Annotated in this window: 6 protein-coding genes and 1 pseudogene; 2 read left to right on the forward strand and 5 right to left on the reverse strand. The window is 73.1% G+C overall.

Going from position 1 to position 5,617, the window contains the following annotated elements:
• The coding region (locus NBW84_RS21975) for a Zn-binding domain-containing protein (protein ID WP_250287029.1) at nucleotides 1-1,896 on the forward strand (1,896 nt) is incomplete at its 5' end.
• A gap of 153 nt (nucleotides 1,897-2,049) precedes the next feature.
• On the opposite strand, the pseudogene NBW84_RS21980 reads toward NBW84_RS21975, so the two are convergent.
• The 3 genes and pseudogenes from NBW84_RS21980 to NBW84_RS24600 all read right to left on the reverse strand — a co-directional run.
• Nucleotides 2,050-2,475, reverse strand: a pseudogene (locus NBW84_RS21980) (Rv3654c family TadE-like protein); the annotation flags it as partial.
• 20 nt (nucleotides 2,476-2,495) lie between these two features.
• On the reverse strand, nucleotides 2,496-2,903 hold the full coding sequence (locus NBW84_RS21985; protein ID WP_250287032.1) for a TadE family type IV pilus minor pilin: 408 nt from the start codon (nucleotides 2,901-2,903) through the stop codon (nucleotides 2,496-2,498).
• A gap of 46 nt (nucleotides 2,904-2,949) precedes the next feature.
• Nucleotides 2,950-3,174 (reverse strand): DUF4244 domain-containing protein, encoded by a 225-nt coding sequence (locus tag NBW84_RS24600; RefSeq protein WP_445548813.1) that lies wholly within the window; start codon nucleotides 3,172-3,174, stop codon nucleotides 2,950-2,952.
• On the opposite strand from NBW84_RS24600, the gene NBW84_RS21995 reads away from it, so the two are divergent.
• Nucleotides 3,119-3,343 (forward strand): hypothetical protein, encoded by a 225-nt coding sequence (locus tag NBW84_RS21995; RefSeq protein ID WP_250287034.1) that lies wholly within the window; start codon nucleotides 3,119-3,121, stop codon nucleotides 3,341-3,343. The genes NBW84_RS24600 and NBW84_RS21995 overlap by 56 nt on opposite strands.
• Before the next feature lie 272 nt (nucleotides 3,344-3,615).
• On the opposite strand, the gene NBW84_RS22000 is transcribed toward NBW84_RS21995, so the two are convergent.
• Both NBW84_RS22000 and NBW84_RS22005 read right to left on the reverse strand, forming a co-directional pair.
• Nucleotides 3,616-4,662: a type II secretion system F family protein gene (locus tag NBW84_RS22000; protein ID WP_250287036.1), complete on the reverse strand. Its 1,047-nt coding sequence runs from the start codon at nucleotides 4,660-4,662 to the stop codon at nucleotides 3,616-3,618.
• On the reverse strand, nucleotides 4,659-5,617 hold a 959-nt coding region (locus NBW84_RS22005; RefSeq protein WP_445548814.1), incomplete at its 5' end, for a type II secretion system F family protein. The genes NBW84_RS22005 and NBW84_RS22000, both read right to left, overlap by 4 nt.

The following is a 5,617-nucleotide window of genomic DNA, read 5'->3' on the forward strand; positions in this document are numbered from 1 at the left end:
GTGTCGGAGCCGGCGGATGCCGCCAGCCGCCTGACCGGGCTCGACGTGCAGGCGGTCGAGGAGGACGCCTCCCCCAGAGGCGCGATGAGCTTCGCACTGTACGAACCACCCCTGTCGTACCCATGGCAGGCGCACGCGTGGCAGGCGTCCTCCTCGTTCGCCTCCTCGTCCGAGCCATCGGCCCGGCCGTCGTCCGCTCCGCCGGCTCCGTCGCGTCCCGCCCCGGCCGTCTCCGGGCCGCTCTCCGCCGGCCCGACCGCCTCCGAAGCGGTTTCCAGCGGGCCGGTCGCTCCCGCAGCAGCGGAGTCCGCATCGTCCCAACCAGTGGGAACACCGGCTGGACAGGTGCCGGGGGCGCTCACGGCCGTCGCGGCGCAGCCACCGGAACCTCCGGTTCACGGCCCTGGCGGCGTAGCGGTCCGTCGTTCGGCGACCGCCGAGGCAGCGGGCCTGCTTGCGGATCTTGTAGCTGACGGCGTGCGCACGCTCGTCTTCGTGCGGTCGCGCAGGGCCGCGGAAGTGATCGCGCAGTCGGCGCGCAGGGCGTTGTCCGAGGTGTCGGCGGACCTCGCGGAGCGGGTCGCGGCCTACCGCGCCGGCTACCTGCCCGAAGAACGCCGGGCGTTGGAGGCGGACCTGAGGTCGGGGCGGCTGCTCGGCGTCGCCGCGACGAACGCGCTCGAACTGGGCGTCGACATCACCGGGCTGGACGCGACCGTGATCACCGGCTACCCGGGCACGCTGGCCTCGCTCTGGCAGCAGGCAGGCCGGGCCGGTCGGGACGGGGCGGGCGCCCTCGCCGTCCTGGTCGCCCGTGACGACCCTCTCGACACGTATCTCGTGCATCATCCCGAGGCCGTGTTCGGCCGGCCGGTCGAGGCGACCGTGCTCGATCCCGACAATCCCTACGTGCTCGGCCCGCATCTGGAGTACGCGGCCGCGGAACTGCCGCTGACCGAAGCCGATCTCGATCTTTTCGGGCCGCTGGCCCGTCCCACGGTCGACGACCTGGTACGCCGCGGCCGGCTGAGGCGACGGCCCGCGGGCTGGTACTGGACACACCGTCACCGCCCGGACGTGGACATCCGCGGTGTCAGCGGACAGCCGGTACGGATCGTCGAGGCGTCCACCGGCCGCCTGCTCGGCACGGTGGACGCCGCCACGTCGCACTCGACGGTGCACCGCGGCGCCGTCTACCTGCACCAGGGCAGCTCCTACCTGGTCATCGAGCTCGATCTGGACGCGGCGGTCGCGTTCGTGGAGGCAGCCACGCCGGACTGGACGACAGTGGCCCGGGAGGACACCGACATCCGGGTGGTGGAGTCGATCCGCTCCCGTACCGCCGGCGATGTCGAGCTCCATCTGGGAACGGTCGAGGTCAGCAGCCAGGTCGTGTCCTACCAGCGGCGCCAGGCCGGCAGCGGGCGAGTGGTCGGCGATGATCCGCTGGATCTTCCCGCGCGGCATCTGCGCACGCGGGCGGTCTGGTACACGGTGACCGAGGAGCTGCTGGTCGAGGCGGAGATCGACGACGACGCCGTCCCCGGCGCCGTCCACGCGGCCGAGCACGCGGCGATCGGCATCCTCCCGCTGTTCGCGACCTGCGACCGGTGGGACATCGGGGGAGTGTCGAGCGCGCTGCACCCGGACACCTCCCGCACCACGGTGTTCGTCTATGACGGCTATCCGGGCGGCGCGGGTTTTGCCGAGCGCGGCTTTCTGCGCGGCGGGCCGTGGCTGCGCGCGACCCGGGACGTGATAGCGGCCTGCGAGTGTACGGCCGGCTGCCCGTCGTGCGTGCAGTCGCCGAAGTGCGGGAACGGCAACGAGCCCCTGGACAAGCCGGCTGCCCGCCGGCTGCTCGACGCCGTCCTGCGCCGGCTCGATCCGAGCTGATCGGGCAGCCGGTGGGCGCACCGGCACCGCGGTGATGGTGGCCGTCGACGATGCCGGCGGTGCGCTTCCCACATCGTGCCTTCCTCCGTTGTGGCCTTCTTCGCCGAGGGTGCGCCTTCCCTCGCTGAGGGCGCTGTTCGTCGGGCCGGCGCGGGCCCTGGCGACGAGCGGCCCCAGGGCGGCGAGTGCTCCTGGGAGCTCGACGGCCACCGCGACCTCGACGGTGTCCCCCGAGATCGTGCAGGACTGTAGACGGCCGTGGTTTGCAAGCCCGATGGCGCGTGCCCGCGCGCACATGGATGCCTGGTCGCCAGTGGGATCACCCGCGGCCGCGAGCGCCGCCATATCCGCCGCGCCCGCGGCCCGCCCGCGGCAGACAGCGGTTGCCGAGACCGCCAGAGCGACGCCGGTGAACGTCCCCAGCACCAGGAACGTGGAAAGCGTGAGTATGGTGGCCGAACCCGCGTCCGTGCTGCCGGAGGCGTCCCGCGCGTCCAGCTCACCGGCCAGCCGAAGAGTGCTTCCGGCGGGCTGGCGAGCCCGGTGCGGACATATTTTGTACAGCCATCTGTGGCGCATATGTGGATTTCTTTCCGTATTCAGTTGCCGCCGGTCGTGAAGTTCTGCGGGACGTTTTCCGCCGCCTCCGCGGGCGCGGTGGATGACATGGTGATTTCGATCGTCGGGGCAATCCTTTCCAGCACCCCGGTGGCCCGGGCCTGAAATCTGACCTGGACGACGACGGAATCCGTGGCCCGGCTGACGGAAACCGTGGAGCCCTGGGGCGCGGCCCGCCCGGCCCAGGCGCGGACCACCTCGTCGGTTTCCCCGCGGGCGGCGGCCCGGGCGCCGATGCGCGCCGCTTCCGCGCACTGCGCCCGCACCGACACGGCGCCGACGACCCAGACCGCGATCAGCAGGACAAGGATCAGGGACGGTATCGCAACCGCCAGTTCGGCTGTTGCCTGGCCGCCATCGGAGGTTCTTCGTCCCTGGCCACGGCCCATGCCGTGACCAGGGCTCCTCGGGCCACGCACTGGCTCGGCCCGCCTGTCAGAAGGGGACGGACAGCGCCTGCTTGACCAGATTGGCAAGCATCGTCCTGGTCGCCGAACTGTTGATCACCGCGTACAGGACGGCGGCGAACCCGACCGCGGCGACCGTGCCGACCGCGTACTCGGCGGTCGACATTCCCGCGTCGCCGCTTCTGCTGGACCGGGCTGTGGCCGACACCGCCTGGGCGCTGGTCAGCTGCCGGCGCGAGGCATCGGTCCTCACCTGTGTGAACGCGACGATCAGCAGTATCGTCCACCGGATGACGGAAGAAGGGATAGCGGGAGGAATTCTGGATGATCGGTACGGGGTCATGGCAGGCGGCCTCCAGTTCGGTTACCGGCATGCGGTGGATGCCTGCTCGCAGGCGGGGTGGGGACTTCTGCTTCCTTGATGATGAGGTGTTGACGGTGATTCCGGCGAGGGCGGCGGCCGGCCTGTGGACAACCCTCTGTTGTCCACAGGCCGGCCGGCCACCACTTGCCTGATGCGAAGGCGGGTGTTCTCGGGCCGGGCAGGCACCGGCCGGTTGCGGCGGCCGTCCCTTCGGCTCCGCTTCCGCCCTTTCCCCGGCTGGCCTCCTTGCGGCCGGCCCCGGAGTTCCTGTGGCCCAGGCCTGCGCGGGCGGGCGGGAGAGGCTTTGTAACACGGTCGTGGAGACGATGGTCATGGCAGTGTCAGGGCCGAGCCGGCTCCCATCACGACCGGTACGACCCCGAGCGCGATGAAGGCGGGCAGGAAACACAGGCCGAGTGGTGCCACGGCGATGACTCCCGCCCGGCGGGCCGCGGTCAACGCGCGTTCCTGCCGCCTGACGCGGGTCTGGTTCGCCAGCCGTTCCAGGGTCGCGGCCAGGCGGGCACCGGATTCCTCGCTGCGGTGCAGCGCCCGTGCGAACGCCGCGATCTCGTGCGCCTCCGCCGTGGCCGCCGGTCGGCCGAGCCTGCCCGGGACGAGCCTGGCCCACCGGTTCGCCGCAGGCCCTGAGGAACCCGGCCCGGGGCCGAGCAGCCGGCCGCACGCCTCCGCCATGGACGCGCCGAGACGCAGGCCGCGGCTGACCATGCCCAGCTCCGCTCCGAGCGGGCCAGCGACAGCGCCGGCCACGATGCCCAGGGCTGCCACAATGGGCGCACCGGCCGTCAGGCAGGCCGCGATCAGGTCGAGAGCCAGCGGCAGATCCTCGACGAGACGTGCCTGCCGGTGCTGGGCATCCTGATCCGGCGCGGAGGCCAGCAGCCGGGCCGCGACAGTGCCGACGATGATCCCGACGACCACGCCCGCCGGTACGGGCAGGACCACGGCGGGCCCGAGGCCGGCCGCCACGCTGAGAACGGCCCGTCGCAGCGTCGGCCCGCGCACGTTCGGGCGCCATCCACCGGTCATGCGCTCACCGGCCGTCCGGCCTGCGGACGGATGACCGGTGCCCGCCGCCTGCGCGTCCGCTACCCGCCGTTCGAGGGAGCGCCGCGTCGGCCCGGGGGCCGTGCCGGAAAGCGGGCGGAAGACGGCGACACGACGTTGTACATGGTCACGTAGCGTTGTTGTTCCGGTCAGCCAGGACGCGGACGCCATGCACAGCGCGGCCATGATGAGCAGGAGCTCGCGGCGGGAGAAGGCCGGGGCTCCAGCGGCCAGCGCGAGTGAGGTGTGCGCCGGCCCGTCGGCGACCGACGGCTGCCACAGCGGCTGCCACAGCGGTTGGATGCTCACCGGGGCAGCCCTTGCAGCTGCTGGGAGTGATCGATGTCCTTGCGATCGCGCATGCCTGCGTCGCGGTTACCGGCCACCTCGGTGAGCCGGTTGATCCAGGCCAGGCCGGCGAGGTCGAGCGCCAGGCCGACGACCAGGCAGAGCGCTCCGGCTCGAGTACCCAGAAGGACCGTCAGCGGCGAGGCGCCGAGCAGCGCGCCAAGCGCGATCCCGGCGACAGGCAGGGAGGCGACCAGCCGCCCGGAGGCCCGCGGCCCGGCGAGTGCCATGGCGACCTCGCCGTCCCGCTCACGCTCGTCGCGCACGACAGCGGCGAGCCTGTTCGCCAGCGGGGCCAACGGGATACCGGCGTGCTGGCTCACCCGCCATGCGGCCGCAAGCTGACGCAACGTCGGCGCCTCGCACGCCGCGAGCGCGACGGCCGGGTCCGTCCGGTGGGCGAGCGCGACGCGCAGCGCCAGCGGGTCGTGTATGCGTACGCCCCGGCCGGCCGCGCGCCGCCGGTCGTGACCAGGCGCGACAGGCTCGTCAGGCCTGCCCGGCCCGCCGGCGTCGTCGACGGCCGCCCGCAGGGCCTCGTCGGGCCGCCGGCCGGCCTCGAGCTCGGTGGCGAGCGCGGCGATGATCTCCTCCGCGCCTGCCCGCTGCCTACCGCGCCACCGTTGGTCCGCGGCGCGCCACAGAGCCCGTCGGAGCGTCACGGCGCCGACGACACCCGTGCCGGCGGCCACCGGGCCCAGAAGCACACCGATGACGGCCGTCCCCGCCGCCGCGACCGCCACGGGTAGCCAGGACCGGTCGGCCGGCCGGGCCACCGATGGTTTCGGCCGGTGACCAGAAACGTTTGGATTGTGGCCTGACGCGCCACCGGTTCCACGGCCCTGCCAGTTCGGCTCCGGCCATGCCGTGGCCGCCGCGCGGACCCGGGGCGGCCGCCGCCCGACCGGCCCGGCGG

It is taken from the genome of Protofrankia sp. CiP1_Cm_nod2, from assembly GCF_920664355.1.
GTDB lineage: Bacteria > Actinomycetota > Actinomycetes > Frankiales > Frankiaceae > Protofrankia.

What these genes read in the sequence shown, in the direction of transcription:
- NBW84_RS21985 (WP_250287032.1), bottom strand. Translation starts at nt 2,903, where the DNA reads ATGGGCCGTGGCCAGGGACGAAGAACCTCCGATGGCGGCCAGGCAACA.